Source organism: Azospirillum sp. INR13, from assembly GCF_015390205.1.
GTDB lineage: Bacteria > Pseudomonadota > Alphaproteobacteria > Azospirillales > Azospirillaceae > Azospirillum.
The window spans coordinates 1-21965 of record NZ_VUOI01000021.1 but is presented as its reverse complement, the minus strand read 5'-3'; the positions used below and the strand labels follow the sequence as shown (position 1 = coordinate 21965).

Sequence of the window (21965 nt, the reverse complement as noted above, 5' to 3'; positions counted from 1 at the left end):
TCGGCCGGATGATCGATCACCGGATGATCAATCAAGAGCCGAACGGCGGAAGGCCGGTCGGCCGAATTCTGAATGGGAGTGAAGTGATGTCCGAGACGATTGCGTTCATCGGTCTGGGTGCCATGGGCTTGCCGATGGCGTCCAATTTGGTTCGCAAGAACTTCTCCGTGGTCGGGTTCGACCTCGATCGGGCCAAGCTCGACAGCTTGGCGGCGCTCGGCGCGCGTTCGGCCGACAGCGTGACCGCGGCGGTCCGGGAGGCGACCATCGTCGTCACCATGCTGCCCGCTCCGCCGCATGTGCGCAGTGTCATCCTGGAGACCGACGGTGTTCTTGCGAACCTGCGGCCGGGCTCGTTGATCATCGATATGAGCACCGTCGATCCGCAGACCACGGACGACGTTGCCGCAGCGTGCCGGGAGAAGGGAATCGCCTTCGTCGATGCTCCGGTGGGCCGTCTGGTCAGCCATGCCGAACGCGGAGAGTCCCTGTTCATGGTCGGCGCCACCGACGAAGGCTTCACCCGTGCCGAACCCTTGCTGCAGGCCATGGGAACAACGATTCATCGTTGTGGTCCGGAGGGTGCCGGCACCCGGATGAAGATCGTGAACAACTATCTGGCGGTGATCGGCGCGCAGTTGACGGCTGAAGCGATCCTGCTCGGCACCAAGCTTGGTTTGCCTGTCGACGTCATGAAGGCGGTTTCGGGTGGCACCACGGCGACCAACGGCCAGTTCCAGATCAACTTCGCCACCAAAGTGCTCAAGGGTGACACGGCGCCCGGCTTCACCATCGACCTCGCTCACAAGGATCTGATGCTCGCTCTTGCGGCGGCGGCTCAGCAGAGGCTTGGCCTTCCGGTCGGATTGGCCGCGGCTGGTGCCCTCGGCGCGGCCCGGGGTGGGGCTTATGCGACGCGCGACTTTTCTGCGCTGCTTGACTACGCCTGCGACGTTGCGGGTGTAACCCCTCCGCGGCTGCCGGACTGAGCGGACACACTCACCAGCTCGACGACTTTGAAAAAGTCAAACCGGATTCGGGGAAACCAGAACATGAAGACCTTGGCGATCCTGACCACTTCGCTGATCGCACTGACACACGTTGCTTGGGCACAGGACATTTCGGATAACAAGGTCAAGATCGGCGTCATCACCGACCTGTCGGGTGTCTACACCGACATCGCGGGCAATGGCTCGGTCGTTGCGGCCGAACTGGCGGCGGAAGATTTTGGCGGCAAGGTCAACGGCGTTCCGATCGAGATCGTAAAGGCCGATCACCAGAACAAGGCCGATGTCGCCAGCTCCGTTGTCCAGAAGTGGTTCGATACCGAGCAGGTCGATGCCATAACCGATATGGTGACGTCGTCCGTCGGCCTTGCTCTTCAGCAGGTGGCGACGCGTTCCAAGAAGGTGGCGCTGAACACCGGGGCCGGCACCTCTGCGATGACCAACGCGGCATGCTCACCCTATGGCGTGTCGTGGGTCTACGATACCTACTCGCTGGCGACCGTGAACGCCAAGGCCACCTTGGAGAATGGCGGCGACAGCTGGTTCTTCATTACCGCCGATTACGCCTTTGGCCATGATCTGGAAAAGGACGTGCGGAAGGTCGTGGAGGCCAACGGCGGCAAAGTGGTCGGGAGTGTCCGCCACCCCTTTCCAACCCAGGACATGAGCTCGTATCTGCTGCAAGCCCAGGCTTCGGGTGCCAAGGTCATCGCGCTGGCCAACGCCGGTCAGGACACGATTACCGCGGTCAAGCAGGCGAAAGAGTTCGGCATTCTCGATGACAACAAGGTCAAGGTGGTGGCGTTGCTGGCCTTCGAGCCGGACATCCGCGCCATCGGTCTCTCCGACGCGGCCGGCATCCTCATGTCGAGTGGATTCATCTGGAACCGTACGCCTGAGACGGTGGCTTGGTCCGATCGCTTCTACGCAAAGACCGGGAAACGGCCGACCAGTGTGCAGGCCGGCACCTATTCCGCCGTTCTGCATTATCTCAAGGCCGTTCAGGCGGCGCGGACCGACAATGCCGACAAGGTGATGGAGGCCATGCGGGCCACGCCGGTCAACGATATGTTCGCCACCGGCGGTGTCGTGCGCGCCGACGGACGGATGCTGCATGAAATGTATCTGGTCCAGGTCAAGAAGCCTGAAGAATCGAAGGACAGCTGGGATCTGTTCAAGGTGATCGGAAAGGTGCCGGGAGAGCAGGCATTCCGCCCGGTCGCCGAAAGCCAGTGCGACCTTCTCAAGAAATAGAGGTCGCTTTTGCGCGGCGGCCGGTCGTTGTCGCCACAGTGCCATCACCCTTGTCAAGAGAACGGACGTGAACGAGACAAGTCAGATCGTAAAGGACACGGCAAGCCGGCTGTTCGCGGACAGGATTTCCCCGAAACTATTGCTCGAAGCTGAAGCCGGCGCTTGGCCTGGCGAGGAATGGGCGTTGATCGAGGAAATGGGTCTACCCTTCGCCATGGTTGGCGAGGATGACGGTGGCGTCGGGCTTGACGACGCCGATGCCCGCGACGCTGATCCGTGTCGCCGGCGCCGAGGCTGTGCCCCTGCCCTTGGCCGAAACCATGCTGGCCAACCGTTTCCTGGCCGCCGCCGGACTCCCGCTGGCTTCCGGACCGGCGACTGTCGCCCCGGTACGTCCCGAGGACCGCTTCTCTCTGGAACGGGTGAGCGATGGCTGGTGCCTGTCCGGCACCGCTCATCGCATTCCCTGGGGACGCACGGCCCGGACGATCGTCGTGTTGGCCGAGATGGGTCCGCAGTGCTTCGTCGTGCGGCTCGGCAATGAGCGGATCAGGGTTGAACCAGCCCAGAATCTCGCCTTCGAGCCGCGCGACAGCGTGATCGTGGAAGCCCTGCTTCCGGATGAGGCCGTGGCGCCGCTTCCCATCGGATGGGGGGTGGACGACCTGATCGCGATGGGTGCGGCTCTGCGCACCGCGGCGATTGCCGGCGCAATCGGACGGGTTCTGGAGATGACCATCGGCTATGCCAACGAACGCGTCCAGTTCGGACGCGCCATTGGCAAATTCCAGGCCGTCCAGCAGTCTCTGGCTGTTATGGCCGGGCACGCGGCGGCGGCCTCCGGGGCGGCCGATCTCGCCGCCGAAGGGCTGTCCCAGCGCGCCGGATCGATGGCCATCGGCGTTGGAAAGGCACGGGCCGGGGAAGCGGCGGGAGTCGTGTCGACGATTGCCCACCAGGTCCACGGCGCCATCGGCTTCACACACGAGCACAGCCTGCATTTCCTGACCAAGCGCCTCTGGTCCTGGCGCAGTGAGTTCGGGAATGAATCGCACTGGAACCGCCAATTCGGAGAGCAGATGGCCAAAGCCGGCGCCGATGGTGTTTGGCCGTTGATCGCAGCTCTTTAATCGGCATCGCTCTTTCCGGAGAAACCCAATGCAGGATTTTTCATTTCCGGCGCCCCCGACGGCGCCGGACACGGCTGAATTGCGCGCGGAGGTCCGGGACTTCCTGGCCACCGAGCTGGCTGATTATCCGGCAGCCAAGCGCATCCGCTCCTGGAGCGGCTTCGACGCCGACTTCAGCCGCAAGCTGGGACAGCGCGGCTGGATCGGCATGACGTGGCCCAAGGAGTATGGGGGGCATGAGCGTAGTGCAATCGAACGCTATGTCGTGCTCGAGGAGTTGCTGGCGGCCGGCGCGCCGGTTGCGGCGCACTGGATCGCCGACCGTCAGAGCGGCCCTCTGCTGCTGAAAGTCGGGACTGAAGAGCAGAAGCGCACCATCCTGCCGCGAATTGCCGCCGGAGAGTATTTCTTCTGCATCGGCATGAGCGAGCCGGATTCCGGATCCGATCTTGCTGCCGTACGGACACGCGCCGTACCGGTGGAGGGGGGATGGCAGGTCAACGGCACGAAGCTCTGGACCACCTATGCTCATCATGCCCATGCCATGATCCTCTACTGCCGCACCGGCTCCGCGGACGACCGGCATGGCGGGACCAGCCAGTTCCTGGTCGACCTGACGATTCCGGGCATTACCATCCGCCCGATCGCCGATCTGTCGGGTGCGCGGCATTTCAACGAGGTCGTGTTCGAGGATGTGATCCTCCCTCACTCCGCCTTGATCGGACCGGAGGGGAATGGCTGGGCTCAGGTGATGAGCGAACTGGCCTATGAGCGCAGCGGTCCCGAGCGCTTCCTGTCCACCTTCGTTCTGCTGGTCGAGCTGGTGCGGGCGATCAGCGGGCAATCGTCGTCAGACATGAAGGTGGAAGCCCTGGGCCGGCTCGGTGCGCATCTGGTGGTCCTGCGTCGCCTGTCGCGCTCCGTCGCCGGCATGCTTCAAAACGGTTCCAACCCGGCATTGCAGGCAGCGGTCGTCAAGGATCTCGGCGCGATCGTCGAGCAGGAGATTCCGGAGATCGTCCAGCAGCTTTTGGCGACCGAGCCGGATCTTCGATCCTCCGATAGCCTATCGGCGGTACTGGGATATGCCATTCTCAACGCGCCGGCCTTCTCCCTGCGGGGTGGAACACGCGAAATCCTGCGCGGCATCATCGCGCGCGGCCTTGGCCTGCGCTGATCCACCCGATTTAGACAATCCTTGCTTGCGGCAACTGGTTACCTTGGAGTTTCAGCATGTCAGATCCGGTGCTTTTTGAGAATGATGACGGCATCGTCACGCTGAGGATCAACCGGCCTGAAACCCGGAATCCCATATCCGATCCCGACATGATCGAGGCTTTGCTCCAGGCGCTGGACCGGATCGACAGTGATGTATCGGTTCGCGTCGCGATCTTGACGGGTGTCGGCACCAGCTTCTCCTCCGGTGGCAATCTGAAGACGATGGGGGAGCATGGCGGCATAAACGATTCCCTGCCGGCTCAAACGCGGCGCAACTACAAGTTCGGCATCCAGCGCCTTCCTTTGGCCTTCGAGGCGTTGGAGGTTCCGGTCATCGCGGCGGTCAACGGTCCGGCGATCGGCGCCGGATGCGATCTCGCCTGCATGTGCGACCTCCGCATAGCAGCGCAAAGCGCCATTTTCGCCGAGAGCTTCGTCAAGGCCGGGATCGTACCGGGTGATGGTGGTGCATGGCTGCTGCCGCGCGTTGTCGGATTCTCCAAAGCTTGCGAGATGTCCCTGACGGGCGACCCGATTACCGCAGCCGAAGCGCTGGCCTGCGGTCTCGTGTCACAGGTGGTTCCGGATGAAGAGTTGCTCAGCCATGCGCGCAAGCTGGCGCAGCGCATCGCCGCCAATCCCCCCCATGCCGTTCGCATGACCAAGCGGCTGTTGCGGGAGGGGCGCAACTCATCGCTGAACGCGTTGCTGGAAATGTCGGCGGCGATGCAGGCGCTCGCTCATGCGACAGGCGATCACAAGGAAGCTGTGTCCGCCTTGCTGGGCAAAAGGCGGCCGACCTTCACTGGACGATGACGGCAGCGGATGCCGTCACGGGAAATATGATCGAAGGAATAGGCATGGCCACCGGAACCAATGACATCATCCTGGAGGCGCGCAATCTGACGAAGGAGTTCAAGGGCTTCGTGGCGGTGAAGGAGGTGAACCTGCAGGTTCACCGCGGCACCATCCATGCGCTGATCGGCCCGAACGGCGCCGGCAAGAGCACGGTGTTCAACCTGCTGACCAAGTTCCTCACCCCCACCCGCGGCCAGATCCTCTACAAGGGCCGCGACATCACCCGCACCAAGCCGGCGGACATCGCGCTGATGGGGCTGGTCCGCTCCTTCCAGATCTCGGCCGTCTTCCCGCACTTGAGCGTGCTGGAGAATGTCCGGGTGGCGCTGCAGCGGCCGCTCGGCACCAGCTTTCATTTCTGGAAGTCCGAATCGTCGCTCTACGACCTGCACGACCGGGCATTGGAACTGATCGAGGCGGTGAACCTCACCCCCTGGGCCGGCCACACCGCCGCCGAGCTGCCCTATGGCCGCAAGCGCGCGCTGGAGATCGCCACCACGCTGGCGCTCGACCCGGAGGTGATGCTGCTGGACGAACCGCTGGCCGGCATGGGCCATGAGGACATCGAGGGCACCGCGGCGCTGATCAAGCGCGTCGCCGCCGACCGCACCGTGCTGATGGTGGAGCACAACCTGTCGGTCGTCGCCCACCTGTCGGACACCATCACCGTGCTGCGCCGCGGCGAAATCCTGGCGGAGGGACCGTACGAGGTCGTCTCCAAGAACCCGCAGGTGATGGAAGCTTATATGGGGACCGGACATGCCTGACGGGATGCAGACGAAGACTGCCCACACCGGAACGGCGATGCTGGAGATCGCCGACCTGCACGGCTATTACGGCGAAAGCCATGTGCTGCACGGCGTCAGCCTGGAGGTGCGGCAGGGCGAGGTGGTGACGCTGCTGGGCCGCAACGGCGCCGGCAAGACCTCGACCATGCGCGCCATCATGGGGATCATGGGCAAGCGCACCGGCTCCATCCGCTTCCAGGGGCAGGAGCTGATCGGCATGGCGCAGCACAGGATCCCGCGGCTGGGCATCGGCTATGTGCCGGAGGAGCGCGGCATCTTCTCCAGCCTCAGCGTCGACGAGAACCTGACGCTGCCGCCGGTGGTGAAAGAGGGCGGGATGACGATCCCGCAGATCCACGACCTGTTCCCCAACCTGAAGGGCCGCGGCTCGACCCAGGGCACGCGGCTGTCGGGCGGCGAGCAGCAGATGCTGGCGATCGCCCGCATCCTGCGCACCGGCGCCACCATGATCCTGCTGGACGAGCCGACCGAGGGTCTGGCCCCGGTCATCATCGAGCAGATCGGCGTGGCGGTGCGGGCGCTGAAGGCGCGCGGCTTCACCATCGTGCTGGTGGAACAGAACTTCCGCTTCGCCGCCACCATCGCCGACCGCCATTACGTGATGGAGGAGGGCCATGTGGTCGACATGATCCCCAACGACCAGCTCGAAGCCAACATGGACAAGCTCCACACCTATCTCGGCGTATGAGCGGGAGAATTTTCTTATGTTCCAGCTCCTCGGCGTTCCGCCCCAAGTCCTGTTCGGGCAGCTTCTGCTCGGCCTGATCAATGGTTCCTTCTATGCGCTGCTCAGCCTCGGGCTGGCGGTGATCTTCGGCATGTTGAACGTCATCAACTTCGCCCATGGCGCGCTGTACATGGTCGGCGCCTTCGTGGCGTGGCTGCTGCTGACCTATGCCGGGATCGGCTATTGGGGGGCGCTGGTGCTGGCGCCGGTGGCGGTCGGGCTGCTGGGCATCGCGCTGGAGAAGTCGATGCTGTCGCGGCTCTACAAGCTGGACCATCTCTACGGCCTGCTGCTGACCTTCGGGCTGGCGCTGATCCTGGAAGGGGCGTTCCGCCACCAGTACGGCGTGTCGGGCCAGCCCTACCCGATCCCCGCCGCCCTCCAGGGCGGGCAGAACCTGGGCTTCATGTTCCTGCCCAACTATCGCGCCTGGGTGGTCGTCGCCTCGCTCACCGTCTGCTTCGGCACCTGGTTCGCCATCGAGCGCACCAAGTTGGGCGCCTATCTGCGCGCGGCGACGGAGAACCCGACGCTGGTCCAGGCCTTCGGCATCAACGTGCCGGTGATGGTGTCGCTGACCTACGGCTTCGGCGTGGCGCTGGCCGGGCTGGCCGGCGTGCTGGCGGCGCCGATCTATCAGGTGTCGCCGCTGATGGGGACCAACCTGATCATCATCGTCTTCGCGGTGGTGGTGATCGGCGGCATGGGCTCCATCCTGGGCGCCATCGTCACCGGCCTGGGGCTGGGGCTGCTGGAGGGGCTGACCAAGGTCTTCTATCCGGAGGCCTCCAACATCGTCGTGTTCGTCGTGATGGCGATCGTTCTTCTCATCAAGCCCGCGGGCCTCTTCGGACGGGAGCGCTGATCCATGACCGTCGCCAGCAACGCCACCACCATCGCCATGCGCGGGGCCTCCCGCGGCACCGGCCCCGTCCTGATCGCCGCCGTCCTGCTGGCGGTCGCCGTCGCGGCGCCCTTCGTGCTGTATCCCGTCTTCCTGATGAAGGTGCTGTGCTTCGCATTGTTCGCCTGCGCCTTCAACCTGCTGATCGGCTTCGCCGGCCTGCTCAGCTTCGGCCATGCCGCCTTCTTCGGCGGCGCGGCCTACATCGCCGCCCATACGGTGAAGGTCTGGGGCTGGGCGCCGGAGTTCGGTCTGCTCGCCGCCACCGCGGTGGCCGGGGCGATGGGTCTGGTCTTCGGCCTGATCGCCATCCGCCGGCAGGGCATCTATTTCGCCATGATCACGCTGGCGCTGAGCCAGATGATCTTCTTCCTGGCGCTGCAGCTGCCCTTCACCCATGGCGAGGACGGCATCCAGGGCGTGCCGCGCGGCACCCTGTTCGGGCTGTTCGACCTCAAGCAGCCGCTGACCATGTACTACACCGTGCTGGCGATCTTCCTCGCCGGCTTCGCGCTGATCTGGCGTACCGTCCACTCGCCCTTCGGGCAGGTGCTGAAGGCGATCCGCGAGAACGAGCCGCGCGCGGTGTCGCTCGGCTACCGCACCGACCGCTACAAGCTGGTCGCCTTCGTGCTGTCCGCCTCGTTGGCGGGTCTGGCCGGCGGAACCAAGGCCATCGTGTTCCAGCTTGCCAGCCTGACCGACGTGACGTGGCAGATGTCGGGCGAGGTGGTGCTGATGACGCTGCTGGGCGGCATGGGCACCTTGCTCGGGCCGGTGGTCGGCGCCGGGCTGGTGGTGACGCTGGAAAGCTACCTTGCCGCCACCAGCCTGCCGGTGCCGGTGGTGATCGGCTGCATCTTCGTCGTCTGCGTCCTCGTTTTCCGCCGCGGCATCGTCGGCGAAGTGAAGAATTATTTGGGAAAGAACAGGGCGTGAGTCCTGGTGAACCGCATCAAGGCGGGCGACTTGGCCGGCGCGGCGATGATCGCCGATTTCTCGCCCCATGCCATCGGCAAAGCCGCCTCCGCCTTTCTGGCGGCACCGGTCGCCTTGCGGCTTCCGGACGGCAGCCAGCAGATCCTGGCGACGCTCGTGTTCCGGATCGAGGCGGGTGGGCTCGACCGCATCATGCAGGCGAGCGATGGCATGGGAGAAACCGGAGACACCTTCCTGGTCGGGGAGGATGGACGTCTGCGCAGCACGCCGCGCTTTTCCGGCGGACAAGGCATACTGGCACCTTATGACGGTCTGGTCGTCGCCGCGGCGAAGACCGACACCACCAAGACCGTGGCGGGAGAGGTGTTGAACGCCTCCAACGATCTTGCGCGGTAGGCGGGCGACCTCCAACAGGAGATCGATCGCTTCCTCGCTGACATCAGAGCCGCATAAGGATGCAAACCATAAAGGTCCTTGTCCCCGTGAAGCGGGTCGTCGACTACAACGTGAAGATGAGCATGAACCCGTTCGACGAGATCGCCGTCGAAGAAGCCGTGCGGTGCAAGGAAGCCGGCAAGGCGACCGAGATCGTCCACCGCTGGTGGTCGCCACCGCCAAGAGCGGTTACGGCCACGTCCTGGCCGGCGCCACCTCGGTCGGCAAGAACCTCCTGCCGCGCGTCGCGGCGCTGCTGGACGTCGCCGCCATCTCCGTCATCCTACCCGGTGAAAGTCTCGTCACCGTCCGCACCACCGCCTTCGAGACCGCCGCCAAAGGCGGTTCGGCCTCGGTCGAGGCGCTGTCGGGCGCCTGTTCAAGGCCGTGCCGGAGCTGACGGCGCATATTGAGCCGGCACCGGCTCCAGTGGCTTCGGCGACGATCAGCCCTGTGTCTGGGAGCGGCTGGGCAACAGGTTTCACAGCTACGCGTGCAGATGGCCTGAGCTGTTCGAAGCAGCAGACACAGCTGCTGCTGGTCGAAGCCACGCCGCTGGCCCAATCGCCGGGAGCGGTAACTTACCGTCGAGCGAGCCGCTCCCAGCATGAGGCATGTCCGCTGCTATCGCCGCTGAGCGATGCTGCGTCTGGATCCCAATGGTTATGTGATTTCGAACGCCTCAAGGTCCGGATGGCGCATCCAGGTCCAATAATCCACCAGACGAAATGGGCAGGAGATAATGTTACGTCCAGCGCTGTTCAGATAGTAGCTGCGGGCCTTCGGATGCGTCCAGATCATCTTGGTCATCTGACGTTCGACCTTCTCGTTCCATGCCGCGCACGCAGATTCGGTCGGGACAATCTCCTTTGCGCCCTTGGCAATCATCAGATCCAGGGATTCGATGATATAGTTGATCTGGCATTCGATAACCATATTCACACCGGCGGCGTGGTTCGGTGCGCTGTTTGGCCCCAGGGTGAAGAAGAAGTTGGGATAGCCAGGCGCCACCACCCCGAGATAGGCGCGTGGATTGTCGTCGCCCCATTCGGCTCCTAGATCGCGACCACCCTGTCCCTTGATCGTCAAGGAGCCGATGATTTTGGCAATATCGAAGCCGGTCGCCAGTGCCAGAACGTCGGCCGCCACCCGCGTACCGTCCTTCAAGACGACCGCATCCTCTTCGATATGATCGATGCCGCGCGTTTCCAACGTAACGTTCGGCCGTTTCAGAGTGTCGATCCAACCGCCGTCGGCATCCAGGATAATACGTTTGCCAAAAATCGGATAATCGGGGGTGAGCTTTTCCCGCAGATCGGGCCGGTCGGCCAGCTTGTGATTAAGATACGCCAAGGCATACTGCCGCGCACCTTCGTTCTGTGCGGAGATTGACATCGACTTGTCAGGCCAGTTGTCATCCTGGCAGACATTGCCGTATAGCCCATCGCCGGTGAACCAGTAAACGCGAAAGCGGAACCATTCCTTATAATGCGGGATTTCGCGCAAAGCGAACTGCACACCCGGTGTTACGTCCGCATTGATGTCCGGGTTGTTCAGGACCCAGTGCTTGGAGCGTTGAAAGACCGTCACATGTTCGGCGATCGGTGCGACGGCGGGCGCAAGCTGCGCGGCGCTGGCGCCCGTGCCGATCACGGCAATTTTCTTGCCTTTGAGGTCGACTCGCGGATCCCAGCCGGCGGTATGCATGGCTGGCCCCTTGAAGGTTTCGAGCCCGGGAATCTTGGGCATCGACCAGCGGTTCAACAGGCCGTGGGCGAGGATGACGGCGTTCGCCCGGACCGTGGTCGCCACGCCATCCTTGTTCCGGATCGACACGTGCCAAACATGTGCCGCTTCGTCCCAGACGGCGCCGATGACGCGCGTCTCGAAGCGGATGTTCTTGCGGATGCCGTACTTGTCAGCGACCCCGGTCAGGTAGCGGTGGATTTCCGGTCCCTTGGGGTGATAGTGGCTCCAGTTGGGGTTCAGTTCGAACGAATAGGAGTAGAAGTGGCTCGGCGTGTCGACGCCGACGCCTGGATAGACATTCTCCCACCAGGTGCCGCCGACCTCGGCATTTTTCTCGAAAATCGTGTAGTTATAACCGGCCTCGCCCAGCTTCACGCCGGCGGCGATGCCAGTCATGCCGGCGCCGATGACGACAACGTGGAAATCGGAGGGTGGATGAACCCGATCCGGCAATTCCTTGCGCGGTACGGAAGGCTCGAAGCCCATCTGGTCGTGTAGGACGGGGATGAATTCGGGATCGACCACCTCGCCGACACTGATGCTCATCATCTTGCGCATGAATTCGCGATCCAGTGCCTTTCGTTTCGGCGGTGTCGCGGCGGTCAGCAGGTCAAAGAGACGCTGGCGCAGATCCTCGGCGAGTCCATCTGGAATATTTGTCGGCTCGGGCGAGTATATCGAGCGGATGTACGGCGAGAAGCGCTCCAGATACTCCTCGTCCTGGGTGAAGGTGATGTAGACCATCAGCAGGGTGGGGAGGTTCGCGTCGAGAAGGCTCTTACGCAGCCCATCATGATCTTTGATGGGCAGAGCGCCATCGTCTGCCACCATCGTTTCGGCAGTGTCCAGCATCGGGGTCTCCAGATTTTGTCCAGCTGGCAGAAGGAAGCGGCAGTGGCCGATCCCATGCCCGTTCGTTCATGTCCAGAGGTCAGTCGCGCGCTGCGCCCAACTCGACCACGGAGAGGATGTGGAATTCGTGTCCGGGGAACACGTAATCGAGTTCGAAGACGAAGGCATCGCCCAGCGGTCCGCCGACGAGAAGATCGGTTTCAACGAAAGCCTGCACCCCGTTCCGGCCGAATGTGTACCGTGTGACCCCTCGGTAGAGCGGTGATTCATCCAGGCGGCGGTCGATCTCCTGGTCGCCCGGTGGAGCGCGATTGACCAGGAACTTCAGGCGGCCCTTCAACGCCGGATCGGTTTCGGCGAGCTGTGCCAGTTGCGCCATTCGCTCCTCGACCGCGTTGAGCGAGGGAATGAGAAAGCCGACATGAAGGTTCTGCTCGGGATCGCGGGCTTGCCCCTGGCGGGCGGCAGCGACAGCGGGATGCTCGTCGATCCCGCCCACATCGAGCTTCTGCCGGATGACGTCCATGAGGGCCGCCAACGGTTCGGGCAGGAGACTGAGAAAAACGATACCGTCGCCTCGATTGGGCTCCGCACGGTTTACGGTGAAGCGATAGAACTCGCTGCCGTTCGGCAGGGGCAGTGTCTGGGTCAGCGTAAGCCCCAGGGTTTCCATCAGGCGGGCTGCTGCCGGTCCGTCCTCCCTGCGGCGGTAATGCAGATTGACGTGACCGAACGTTATAGGAGAGCCGGTCTCCTGAAGGGTGGTGTCAGGCATGCTTCCCCCTACGTGTTTAAGAACTCTTGCCGAGATTTGTCCCGGGAAACGGCGCAGCGCCAATTGTAAGTAAATACTAACTTATCACGGCGTCAACACGCATTGAACCGGGAAATGCAGACGGAGTGGACGGATGGGCTCCGCTCCGTCGAGCGCCGCCTCAGTGCGCGACCAGCATCGGAACAGAGGACTGGGTGAGCAGCCTTCCCGTGGTGCTGCCGATCATTGCTTCGCGCAGACGGGACCGGCCGAAGGCACCCATAACGATCAGGTCGGCGCCGGTGCCCTCGGCGCGCGCCAGGATGGACCCGCCGACACCATGGACATCGTCGAGCTTCATCACCTTGACGGTCGCGGCGACTCCGTGCTGCGAGAGATAGTCCACCAGAGGTCGGCCGGGCATCTGGAAGGCCGTATCCGGTTCTCCGGCCAGGACGACCAGCACCTCGACGGACGCGGCGGCTTTCAAGATCGGGAGCGCGCTGCGGACGGCACGGATCGATTCCGGACTGGAGTTCCAGGCGACCAGCACGCGCTGCCCCACCGTCGCCACCGCCGGACGCTCCGGCACCATCAGCACCGGCGTACCGGACGCCTGGATGATCTGACCGCTCATACGCCTGCCGCTCGGCTGATCGATTTCCGACGGGCCGAGGACGATCAGATCGCTGCAGCGGGCGCGGGGCGGCCACCACATCGACCACCGAACCGGTCAGGTCTTCCCAGCGGGTGTCGGAATGGCTGGCGGCATGCCGCGTAAACAGGCCATGGGCCTCGCCGGATAGCGTGTCGGCCGCCTTGGCCAGCGCCTCTGCCAGTCCTGGACCATTGAAGGACCGCGCCAGATAGGGGATCTCGATGGTCGGTCGCACGTGGAAGCCGGTAAGGCGCGAGCCGTGGGCCGCGGCCAAAGCGGCGGCTGTCTCGACCCGCACAGACACGCCCGTCGAATCGTCCACATACACCAGGATATCTCTCAGGAACATGCGTCTTCTTTCACGTCGTCGTGGCAAACAGGGGGGAGCGCCGGGGCGGGCGGTCGGCGACGGCGGCGGCCCGCCCGGCCCGACGGCCGGAGAATACGCAGTCGGACAGCGACAACCCGCTGACGTAGCGTGACGATGGCAATCCCAGCGCCGTTCGACCCGCGGCGTAGAGACCGGGGATTCCACCGCCGCTTTTGTCGCAGACTTGTCCGGTGTCCTCATCGACCACCAGCCCGCCGAGCGTCAGCACCGCCATCGGCAGCGTCGGCGCAGCCAGCGAGATGTCCATGGCGTACAGGGTGCCCTTCAACGCGTGGCGCGTGTCCGCCGATTTCCCCACGGGGTCTTCGGTCATGCCGTGCGCTGCCGCGTTGGCGGTGGCGATGCTGTCCCGCAGGGTTGCCGGGTCGGCGCCGATGCGGATGGCGAGTTCCTCCGGTGTCCTGGCCTTGGTCGCGCCCAACAGCATCATCACCAGCGCCGGCAGCGATTGGAACCCCCATAGGCCGCCGAACAGGCACTGACGGATCGACTTGCGCCGCAGCGCAGAGTCGATGATCAGCCACGCCTTGCCGTCTTGCTCCTCGACCACGGCGTGGCCAAACGTGGCGCCGTAGACCTGCTCATTGCAGAAGCGCTCGCCACGGCCATTGATAACGATCCCTTTCGGCCAATCGGCGGGCGGTGTAATGAAACGCCAGCACGAGATGTTGCCCAGCGCCTGCGCCGCCGCCGCGACGGAGAGACCGAGGCGCAGGCCGCTTCCGTCGCAGCCGGCCCCGCCGATCGGCAGGCCGCCGATGGTGTGTGGCGCGTGCTGGCGCCACAGGTCCGGATTGAAGATGAAGCCGCCGGTGGAGAGCACGACCGCGCGCGTCGCACGGATCAGTACCGGACGCGCCGCCTCGCGCTCGATGCGCGCGGCCTCGCGGCGGCACGCCTCGGCCTTCGCTGGCCGATAGAGCCGCCAGCGCGCGGCTTGCCGTTCGAGGGCCGCGTGGCGGAGACTGCGTGGATCGCCCGGCGGCAGCCGCATCACCTCGACGCCGATCACCCGCCCCGGCTGGCCGTCGACGGTCCGTTCGCACACCAGGCGGCGCACGGCGGCCTGGGTCATCGTCTCGGCACCGCTCGCCAGCGTGGCCTTCTTCAAGGCCGCGTACAGCGCCTCGCCGGACTGGCCACGCGCCACGGCGCGGTGGCCGCGCGGCGCCGGCTCTCCATAGGAGCCCCGATAGGCAGGCACCGCTTCGTTGCCGGAGAAATAGAGGAACGCGCCGTCGGGCGGATAGGAGGTCTTGTACGGCGGCATTGTGGAGCCGAAAATTACCCCCTGTCGCTCCAGCCATTCGAGGTTGGTGACGCTTTCATCACAGAAACGGCGCAGCGTCGCGTCGCCGACCACCCCGTCAACCTCGCGCCGCAGATAGTCGAACATGGCTTCCGGCGTATCGCTGTAGCCGGCGTCGCGCTGGTGACGCGTGCCGCCGCCGGCATAGACGACGCCGCCCGAGATGGCGCTGGCGCCGCCGCCTTCGAATCGGTCGATCACCAGCACACGCGCCCCGGCATCGCGGGCTTCGATCGCCGCACAAGCGCCGGCGGCGCCCCAGCCGACGACCACCACCTCGGCTTCGGTCTGCCACCCCGGGTCATCGTCCGGCCCGATCAGCAACGGCGGCAGGATCTCCGTGACGGTGTCCGTTGGCACGGATCGCGTGCTCATGCGCACGCCTCTAGATTGGTCTCAAGCAGATCGGAGCGCTGTAGCGGGATCGGCTCGCCAAGCATGTCGGCCACCGCGCGCCACGCGAATGTCATCGCCGGCCCCAGCGTCGATCCCGCGCCCGGATAGGAGGGGCCCATCACCGACGCGCTGTTGTTGCCGACGCAGTAGAGTCCGGGAATGGCCCGGCCCTCGCGGTCGAGCACGCGGGCGTCGCGGTCGGTCAGCAGGCCACCCTTGGTGCCGATGTCGCCCGGCCACAGCTTCATGGCGTAGAACGGTGTCTGATCGACGGGTGCGAGGTTGGGGTTGGGCCGAACATTGACGTCGCCGTAGTAGCGGTCGAAGACGTTGCCGCCGCGGTCGAAGTCTTCGTCCTCGCCGCTACGGGCGAATGTGGCCATGCGGTCGGCGCTGTGGCGCAGGCCGTCGGGGGCGATGCCGATCTGCCGGGCGAGCGCCTCCAGCGTGTCCGCCTTCCAGACAACCGTGCCCCACCAGTGGCTCGGGACGCGGGCGTCCGGCATCGCCGCCTTGGGCATGAGCGGGCCCATCGGGTAGCGCGCGCGGAAGCGCGCATCGAAGACGATCCAGGCCGGCACGGCGCCACCCGTCGTCGCGTGGTCGGCGAGCATCGCCTGCTGGAACTCGGGGTAGGGGCAGGATTCATTGACGAAACGCTCGCCCCTGGCGTTGACGACAATGCAGCCGGGCATCGAGCGTTCGACGAAGAGACCGCGGAATTTTTCCTCGCCAGGCACCTCGATGGTCGGGCACCCCCAGCTCAGATTCATCAGATCCAGCACCCCCCCAGCCGCTTCGCCGGCACGGATGGCGTCGCCGGTGTTGCCGCCGACCGGTGTGGCCGTCCACCCCTGCTGCGTAGGCTTCGGCAGGAACTGCTCGCGCATGGCCTGGTTGCGTTCAAAGCCGCCGGCGGCGAGCAGCACGCCGCGCCGCGCCAGCACCTGTTCCTCGCCGTGTGCGTGGTCCAGGATCACACCGGTGACGGAGCCCTGCTCGACGATGACGGACCGCAACGCGCTGCCGGTCCGGATCGCCACCCCGCGCCGCCGTGCCACGGCCAGCAGCCCGGCGACCAGCGCCTGCCCGCCGGTCATGCGGCGATCCAGCCGGCTCTTCCGTCGCCAGGGATAGTCGGTGGCATAGCGCAGAATATTCTTCACCACCGTCCAGGTCGAACCGGGTCCCCGGGAAAGGATGGTGTGGGCGTCGAACGTGTTGAGGCTGATGCGCCCGAACATCTGCTGGCCCGGATTGCCTGGACGGAGCAGGGCCAGCCCGTCGAGCCCCAGAGTCGCCGCGTCGAAATCCACGACGTCCATGGTCCGCCCGCCGGGGCGGGCACCGGGAAGGGATGGGTAGTAGTCGGCATACAGCGGCATGCAGCGATAGGGCACGCCAAGCTCACCCAGGTAGCGGGCCATCACCCGCGCCGTCTCGACATAGGCGAGGATTCGGTCGTCTTTGACCATGCCGCGCGCGCAGGCTTTCACATAGCGGAAGGCATCGTCCAACGTGTCTTCGATGCCGGCGCTTCGCTGATCGTCGTTGCATGGAATCCAGATGCCGCCGCCGGAGATCGCTGACGTGCCGCCAACCCGATCGGTCTTCTCGATCACCAGCGTTCGGAGGCCGCACTCGGTCGCCCGGATCGCGCCCAGAAGCGCACCAGCGCCCGAGCCGACCACGATCACGTCGTACATCGTGCCGTTCTTGTCGCTGCTCACTGTGGATCCCTACCCTTCCTGTGTGGAGAACTCCGGCGCCGTCGGGTGGCCAGTGGACCCGATCGCCGCATGGAGGTCCTGCCTGCGGCCGAAAAACCTTTTGGCGCGATATACTGAGGACGATGGCGATGGCCGGCCCGCTGCGCCCCGACTCTCCCATCGATCAGGACGGGAAATCATCGTCCAAGCGGACTATCCGGTGGCACGGGATAGGATGGTCTGAACCGAATGCGGCATGCTGAACCTGTTCGACTGCGCACAAGGCAGCTACACTCGCAGCCGGTTCCATTCGCCCTTGAGCCTTTGTGCGGCCGGGGCGTTCGCTTCAAGGACGTGACACCCATGGACGAAGGACGCGTGTGCGAACCGCGCTCCGCTGACGAGTTGTCCCTCGACGCCTTCAGCGACCTTGTCGGACTGTGCTATCAAGGGCCCCATTGAGACCGTTCCGTGGAAGAGTTTCCTGGACCGCATCCGGATCGACCTGAACGCGCGCTATTCCACCTTCGTTTTGCGCAATCCGACGGACAAGGGTGGCGGGCTGATGGTGAACTCCGGGGAGGCGGTGTCCACCGAGATGACCGAGGCGTACAACGAGACCTATTTTACGCTTGATCCCTTCCTCAATCTGCCGGCGAACACGGTGGTCACGGCGGAAGAGATCGTCGGATCGCAGGCGTGGCGGTCCAGTGCCTTCTTTCGCGAATACCTCGAGCCTCTGGGAATCGGCAACATCCTTGGCGCCGACCTGTATACGGACGAGGGTATCCATTGCCGGTTCCGGGTATCGCTCGGGGCCGGGCAGCCGGATTTCTCGGCGGCGGACCGCGCGCTGTGCCGCCTGATGCTGCCGCACCTGCGGCGCTCTGTCAGCCTGCACAGTCGCCTGGACGCGCTGGAGTCCGAACGGCGCCTGTATGTGGGCACCATGGACCGGCTCTTGATCGGAACCGTGATTCTGGACGAGAACGGCAACATCCTGCGTATGAATCGGATCGCCGAGGACATCCTTTCGGAGCGCGATGGGCTGCGGCTGAGCGGCAGCACTCTGGCCGCGGAGGCCGGGCAGGAGCACAAGGAGCTGAAGCGCCTGATCAACGAAATACTGGGGCGCTCGGCATCGACGTCCGTGTCGGTGGTGGAGGCGCTGTCGATCACGCGCCCATCGGGGCGCGGCAAGCTGGGCATCCTGATCCGCAACGTGCCACTCACCGAATGGTCCGAGGGCAAGCGATATCCGGCAGCGGCGCTGTTCATCCGCGATCCGGAACGGCGTGGGCAGGCGTCCTACGAGCGGATCGTGCGCCAACTCTTCGACCTGACGCCTGCGGAAACGGCACTGGCGCTGTTGCTTGCGAATGGTTTGTCGCTGGACGAAGCCGCCGAACAACTCAACATCCGCCGCAATACGGCACGCGCACATCTGCGTACGATATTTTCGAAAACAGGAGTGACACGCCAAACTGAACTGGTCCGCACCATACTGAACAGCGTGATATCTTTGATATGACCAGCAGTAGGGAGCGTTTCTATTTATCAGCTTGATTTCTGGAAATTAAAATACTCAGGGCCTCCCTGAGTGAAGCCACCTCACTCAGGGAGTACAGTGATGAGCATCCGCATCTCCGAGGTGGTGAACATTCTTTGTACGATCTCTTCGCCGGCAAGCGCTGCGCTACGCCCGCATCAGCGCGGCGGCGGAGGCGGGCCGGCCTCGTCGGAGCGGCCGACGATGGCGAAACGGCCGACAAGGTCCTCGCCGATCGCTTGCACGAGCATTGACCGGCGGCGGCTGACCGTACGGGCGATCCACCACCGGCCGTCGCGGCGGACGAGAGAATCGTCATAGCTCACGGCGAGTTGAACGAGCCGGCGAGTCACCGTGTCGATCTGGAAGAAATAACAGTCGAAGAAGCCATGGGCCGTGTCCGGCCCGGTCAACTCGACAACGGGATTCTGCCCGTGATGCATGTCCACGATGCTGGGCCGGCAGCCGAGCTGCCGGAAAGTGTCGACGAAGGACTCCCGGTTGGTGAAGAGCGGAAACCCTTCGAAGTCGATTACGGCGTCGGGTAGGAAGCAATCGCGCACGTCGTCCGGGCGCTTGTCGTCGCAGGCGCGCAGGTATCGCCACTTCAATGCCTGGATCGCGGCCACATCTTCCAGTGCTGCGACGCGCTGTTCGAGAGTCGGGTTGGTCATCGATCACCCTCGCTGGTCAACGCACGATGGCCGGGTGCGGGACGCGCGGTGCGCCGAGCGCATCGCGGTAGGACGGAGGGGTGCGGCCCCCTTCGTCGGACAGTCCATACCGTCGTGCCAGTTCGGCGCCGATCTGGGTGCTTCCCGTGAGAGTCATGCGTTCAGGATCGGCGTGCACGGCCGCAATGATCCGCCCCGTAAATTCGGGCGTCTCGGCGGATTCCATAAAGGTGACGTACTGGTCGGGGCGCTCCTGCACGGAGCGGGTGGAGCGCTCCGTGATCAGCGGGCCCATCCAGATCGACAGGGTGGCGACACCGTGATCCTTCAGGTCCACGCCCATGTCGGCGGCGAACTTGTCGATCCCAGCCTTCTGCGCGCCATAGGCCGGGCCGTGCATGTAGCAGACCGAGCCGAACGAGGAGGTGAAGGCAATCAGCGCCCCGCCGGTCCGGATCATCAACGGAGCGGCGTAAAAGCTCGCGACATAGTGCGACCGCAGTCCAACGTCGAGGATGTTCACCAGTTCAAGTGGGCGCTCCCAGAAGCCGCCCGGGTGATCAGCGCGTCGTGCAAGTCCGCCACGTTGTTCACGAGAACATCGAGCCGGCCGGATTCTGTGCGCACATGCTCGAACAGGGCGCGCACTTGGTCGTCGTCGGCGTGGTCCACTGCCATGGGGATACCGCGCCCGCCGGCCGCGGTAACCGCCCGGGCCGTGGCACCGATCGTTCCCGGCAGCGGCGCAGACCCCTCTTCCAAGGTGCGACCGGTGACGTAGACTGTGAATCCCGCCGCGCCCAGCGCGCGCGCGATGCCTGCACCTGCGCCCCGGCTTGCGCCGGTGACCACGGCGACCTTCCGATCCGATGCCACCCTCTGTCCTCCCCGCTCGTATCTTGCGTGCTTCACGTGAAGAACAGCAGATTCAAACTTATCTGCGTAAGAATCAATAGCATTGTCTACGCGTATTACGAAAAAAGGCCGGGCGCTAGGCGCCCGGCCGAAGTGTACACTCTGGGGAGGAAACGACAGAGTGTGACCGAGAAACTCGAGTTCAGAGGCCGGCCATCGATCTCGGCGGGCTGATCCGGTGGATGAGGCCGTGCGGCACGGTTCTCCAGGAACCCGCGGTCTCCATCGGTGAATTCGCCATGAGGCCGGCAGGTGCATCCTTGGACAGCCGGTCGAGGAAACGGATGCGAAATGCGGTCGCCGTGAAGAGGTTCGCCGGAAGTGTGACGTGCAGCCGGTCGTCCCCAGAGGAGGACGAAATCCAGGCCGAGCTTTCGGGGGCGGCCTCCCAATCCATGGCATCACCACAGGCTTCGGCGATGCGCACCGAATAGACGCCGTCGCCGGGCTGCTGATAATCACCGAGCGGGATCGACAGGATGCCATGGAGTGGCACGCCATGACCGGTGATGTCCCAAGGGCGTCCGAGCAGCTGCGTGGCAGCGGCCACCTGCCCGCCACTCAGAGCGGCGCGCACACGGCTGGACGAGATGACCTTCCCGTCTTCGTCACGGACCGGGGCGACGGTGGTAACGCCGAACCCATGGGCCGCACCCAAGCGTCGCAGGCACTCGACGTCGCCCATCCGCCGTGCGCCGAAGCGGTAGTCCTCGCCGACGATGACATGAACCACGCCAAGTCCGTGCACGAGCACCTGCTCCACAAATAATTCAGCGGGCATGCCGGCGACTGCACGATTGAAAGCACACACGAACGTGCCGTCCAGGCCATGTTGCGCAACGAGACGAAGCTTTTCCTCCGTCGTGGTCAGGACCTGCGGCTCCAACGCCGGGTTGAGGACGCGGCGCGGGTGTGGGGAGAAAGTCAGGATCGCAGAGCCCGCGGCCAAGCCGGCTGCGGTCGCCACCGCCTGGGACAGAAGCGCCTGATGCCCGCGGTGCACGCCGTCGAAGTTCCCGATGGCAAGCACCCATCGACGCGTTGCCCCGGCTACGGCCGTGAAGCGATGGTGTGTCAGCATGCTGAGGCGTTCCCGATGACTGTCTTGGTACCAAGCCGATGCGAGTGAAAACGACATTAGCCTGATGGAATCCAATATGCAAGCAATTTGCGTAGTATATGGCGTCAGAAAAAACGCATAAGCCGGATTATTGTCGCTGGTGGCTTCTCGCAGCAGCAGAATCCGGAAACCCCTCGGCAAGAAGCACGAGACCTACATAACAAGTTAGTGTATGCTTACAAACAAATGTCCGGCGCCACCGGAAAGGGTGGGCCATGGAGGGTGAGAGAAGAATGCTAAGAGATGCCATCAAGCGGGCTGAGGACGATCGCGCGCTGCCGCTCCAGGACGGGGGGAGCTGCGGACAGCCCTTGCGGAGGTCAACATTCAGACGCTTTTCATGGTTTATGTCCATCTGACCCATGACGAGGCCGTCTGGAGCAGTTTGCCTCATATTCATCCGGCTTTTCCGCCGTCCAGTGACATTCCGGTGGGTCTGGTTGCCGAGCTGCGGGGAAAGCTCCTTCATGTTCTGACCACCCCGGGGCAGCCGTGACGAACTCTCTCGTCGCTCATGCAGAGGATGATGAGCGTGGGCGTCGGTGAGCGGTGGACGACGAATACTGCCGCTGCTGCGCGAACAGATTGGGCTTCGAAATTCCCGAGCG

The 21965-nt window shown here is 64.3% G+C and carries 21 protein-coding genes and 1 pseudogene; 13 read left to right on the top strand and 9 right to left on the bottom strand.

The genetic code is table 11. The features are described from left to right. The first annotated feature begins 8 nt into the window (after window positions 1-8). The 12 genes and pseudogenes from F1643_RS15265 to F1643_RS15210 all read left to right on the top strand — a co-directional run bounded on the left by F1643_RS15265 (window position 9) and on the right by F1643_RS15210 (window position 9681). A complete protein-coding gene (locus F1643_RS15265; RefSeq protein WP_255542843.1) occupies window positions 9-989 on the top strand; it encodes an NAD(P)-dependent oxidoreductase in 981 nt (326 codons plus the stop codon). 63 nt (window positions 990-1052) lie between these two features. Continuing rightward, on the top strand, window positions 1053-2261 hold the full coding sequence (locus F1643_RS15260) for an ABC transporter substrate-binding protein (protein ID WP_194914052.1): 1209 nt from the start codon (window positions 1053-1055) through the stop codon (window positions 2259-2261). Window positions 2262-2488: 227 nt separating this feature from the next. Then, window positions 2489-3391, top strand: a complete 903-nt coding sequence (locus F1643_RS15255; protein WP_194914050.1) for an acyl-CoA dehydrogenase family protein — start codon at window positions 2489-2491, stop codon at window positions 3389-3391. 28 nt (window positions 3392-3419) lie between these two features. Further along, window positions 3420-4568, top strand: coding sequence for an acyl-CoA dehydrogenase family protein (locus F1643_RS15250; RefSeq protein WP_194914049.1), 1149 nt, complete (start codon window positions 3420-3422; stop codon window positions 4566-4568). Window positions 4569-4624: 56 nt separating this feature from the next. After that, window positions 4625-5425 (top strand): crotonase/enoyl-CoA hydratase family protein, encoded by an 801-nt coding sequence (locus F1643_RS15245; protein WP_194914048.1) that lies wholly within the window; start codon window positions 4625-4627, stop codon window positions 5423-5425. Window positions 5426-5469: 44 nt separating this feature from the next. Beyond that, window positions 5470-6234, top strand: a complete 765-nt coding sequence (locus F1643_RS15240) for an ABC transporter ATP-binding protein (protein ID WP_194914047.1) — start codon at window positions 5470-5472, stop codon at window positions 6232-6234. Further along, window positions 6227-6964 carry an ABC transporter ATP-binding protein gene (locus F1643_RS15235; RefSeq protein ID WP_194913552.1) on the top strand — a complete coding sequence of 246 codons (738 nt, stop codon included), beginning with the start codon at window positions 6227-6229 and terminating at the stop codon, window positions 6962-6964. The genes F1643_RS15240 and F1643_RS15235 overlap by 8 nt, the downstream gene beginning before the upstream one ends. A 16-nt stretch (window positions 6965-6980) precedes the next feature. Continuing rightward, entirely contained in the window at window positions 6981-7868 is an 888-nt protein-coding gene (locus tag F1643_RS15230) for a branched-chain amino acid ABC transporter permease (RefSeq protein ID WP_194914046.1), read from the top strand. Window positions 7869-7904: 36 nt separating this feature from the next. After that, window positions 7905-8846, top strand: coding sequence for a branched-chain amino acid ABC transporter permease (locus tag F1643_RS15225; protein ID WP_255542847.1), 942 nt, complete (start codon window positions 7905-7907; stop codon window positions 8844-8846). Between the two features lie 6 nt (window positions 8847-8852). Then, complete coding sequence (locus F1643_RS15220) at window positions 8853-9242, top strand: cache domain-containing protein (protein ID WP_194914044.1); 390 nt, start codon at window positions 8853-8855, stop codon at window positions 9240-9242. Window positions 9243-9310: 68 nt separating this feature from the next. Then, window positions 9311-9439, top strand: a pseudogene (locus F1643_RS23430) (electron transfer flavoprotein subunit beta/FixA family protein); the annotation flags it as partial. Continuing rightward, entirely contained in the window at window positions 9406-9681 is a 276-nt protein-coding gene (locus F1643_RS15210) for a hypothetical protein (protein WP_370540626.1), read from the top strand. The pseudogene F1643_RS23430 and the gene F1643_RS15210, both read left to right, overlap by 34 nt. A 263-nt stretch (window positions 9682-9944) precedes the next feature. On the opposite strand, the gene F1643_RS15205 is transcribed toward F1643_RS15210, so the two are convergent. The 5 genes from F1643_RS15205 to F1643_RS15185 all read right to left on the bottom strand — a co-directional run bounded on the left by F1643_RS15205 (window position 9945) and on the right by F1643_RS15185 (window position 17120). Further along, window positions 9945-11882 carry an NAD(P)/FAD-dependent oxidoreductase gene (locus tag F1643_RS15205; RefSeq protein WP_206692509.1) on the bottom strand — a complete coding sequence of 646 codons (1938 nt, stop codon included), beginning with the start codon at window positions 11880-11882 and terminating at the stop codon, window positions 9945-9947. A gap of 79 nt (window positions 11883-11961) precedes the next feature. Further along, window positions 11962-12657: a hypothetical protein gene (locus F1643_RS15200; protein WP_194914043.1), complete on the bottom strand. Its 696-nt coding sequence runs from the start codon at window positions 12655-12657 to the stop codon at window positions 11962-11964. A 160-nt stretch (window positions 12658-12817) separates the two neighbouring features. After that, window positions 12818-13273, bottom strand: a complete 456-nt coding sequence (locus F1643_RS15195) for a universal stress protein (RefSeq protein ID WP_194914041.1) — start codon at window positions 13271-13273, stop codon at window positions 12818-12820. Between the two features lie 380 nt (window positions 13274-13653). Next, window positions 13654-15369, bottom strand: coding sequence for an FAD-binding protein (locus F1643_RS15190; protein WP_194914039.1), 1716 nt, complete (start codon window positions 15367-15369; stop codon window positions 13654-13656). After that, window positions 15366-17120, bottom strand: a complete 1755-nt coding sequence (locus F1643_RS15185) for an FAD-binding protein (protein WP_206692508.1) — start codon at window positions 17118-17120, stop codon at window positions 15366-15368. The genes F1643_RS15190 and F1643_RS15185 overlap by 4 nt, the downstream gene beginning before the upstream one ends. 409 nt (window positions 17121-17529) lie before the next feature. Between F1643_RS15185 and F1643_RS15180 the strand changes: the two genes are divergently transcribed. Further along, the gene (locus tag F1643_RS15180; protein WP_206692507.1) at window positions 17530-18630 is read left to right on the top strand and encodes a LuxR C-terminal-related transcriptional regulator; all 1101 of its coding nucleotides are present in this window, start codon (window positions 17530-17532) and stop codon (window positions 18628-18630) included. Between the two features lie 176 nt (window positions 18631-18806). Here F1643_RS15180 and F1643_RS15175 read toward each other — a convergent pair whose 3' ends face one another. The 4 genes from F1643_RS15175 to F1643_RS15165 all read right to left on the bottom strand — a co-directional run bounded on the left by F1643_RS15175 (window position 18807) and on the right by F1643_RS15165 (window position 21318). After that, window positions 18807-19322, bottom strand: coding sequence for a nuclear transport factor 2 family protein (locus F1643_RS15175; protein WP_194914038.1), 516 nt, complete (start codon window positions 19320-19322; stop codon window positions 18807-18809). A gap of 16 nt (window positions 19323-19338) precedes the next feature. Continuing rightward, complete coding sequence (locus F1643_RS21765) at window positions 19339-19845, bottom strand: SDR family NAD(P)-dependent oxidoreductase (protein ID WP_206692506.1); 507 nt, start codon at window positions 19843-19845, stop codon at window positions 19339-19341. Next, on the bottom strand, window positions 19842-20198 hold the full coding sequence (locus F1643_RS24945; RefSeq protein ID WP_206692505.1) for an SDR family NAD(P)-dependent oxidoreductase: 357 nt from the start codon (window positions 20196-20198) through the stop codon (window positions 19842-19844). The genes F1643_RS21765 and F1643_RS24945 overlap by 4 nt, the downstream gene beginning before the upstream one ends. A 181-nt stretch (window positions 20199-20379) precedes the next feature. Continuing rightward, entirely contained in the window at window positions 20380-21318 is a 939-nt protein-coding gene (locus F1643_RS15165) for a hypothetical protein (RefSeq protein WP_194914037.1), read from the bottom strand. Between the last annotated feature and the right edge of the window lie 647 nt (window positions 21319-21965).